This is a genomic window from Dietzia maris (assembly GCF_014144855.1).
Lineage (GTDB): Bacteria > Actinomycetota > Actinomycetes > Mycobacteriales > Mycobacteriaceae > Dietzia > Dietzia kunjamensis.
Genome location: NZ_JAALDN010000129.1, coordinates 1 through 1,028, shown reverse-complemented (window position 1 = coordinate 1,028; position 1,028 = coordinate 1). Strand labels below are relative to the sequence as shown.

1 pseudogene is annotated in these 1,028 nt (G+C 68.1%); it reads right to left on the bottom strand.

What is annotated here, in order from left to right:
- Positions 1-33: 33 nt before the first annotated feature.
- Positions 34-1,028 (bottom strand): annotated as a pseudogene (locus G6024_RS05005) (ISL3 family transposase); the annotation flags it as partial.

Sequence of the window (1,028 nt, the reverse complement as noted above, 5' to 3'; positions counted from 1 at the left end):
CACCGAGTTACACCACTCTATGGGGCACTACTAGGCGGCGATGAGCCGCTGGTAGACGCCGTAGGTGACCTCCACCGCCGCGTGCGCATCGTTGGCCGTGAACGCTTTGAACAGGCGGGCCTTCTGCTTGTCGGTGAGCAGCTCGGCCCGGGTGTTCAACGTCCGGCGGATGCCGTACAGCGGATCGCCCGTGCGGCCCCGGTGCCCGGTGGTGGCCTGCTGGATGCGCTGGCGGCACACGGTGAGCTTGTCCGCGGCCAGGTGCACGACGTGGAAAGGATCCATCACCGTCCGCGCTTCGGGGACGGCTTTGGCTGCGGCGGTGTGATAGCCGGCGAACCCGTCCATTGTCACCACCTTGACCCGGTCACGGAACGCCTGGTCGCGCGCGTCGAGCCACTCGGTCAGGACCCTCGCCGAACGCCCCGGGACCATGTCCAGCAGGCGAGACGGGTCGGTGCCGTCCACCACCGGGGTCAGGTCGACCAGCACCGTCACAAACGAGCTGCTGCCGTCACCGCGCACGTGCTTCCACTTGTGCTCATCGACCCCTAGAACGCGCACCCCGTCGAAGTGTCCGGGCTGGTCGTAGACCATCGTGCGGATCTCGGAGACCGCCAGGTCGTTGACCAAATCCCAGCCAAGCCCGAGGGCCTTGGCCACCGCGGACACGCTGGTGCGGTCGACCGCCAGGCGCTGCAGAATCCAGCGGGTGCAACGGCGGGTGGTCTTGGCCCGCGGCTCGGCCAACGCCGGCATGCGTTGCTGGAAGATCCGCGTGACGCACTCGGTGTTGCCGCAGGTGAAGCGCGGTACCCGCACGTGCAGTCTGGTGGGATGGCCGACGATCGGCAGATCGGTCACCCGCCGCTCGATGTGGTCTCGTAGCCGGCCCACCACCCCGCACTCGGCGCAGATCGGATCCAGTGTGACCGGGGAGCAGAACAGGTGCGTGAGCTCGTCGGCCACGGCGGCGTCGGTGATGGTCACCCCCAACTCGACGGTGCGGCAGATGGTGTCGGCAAGCA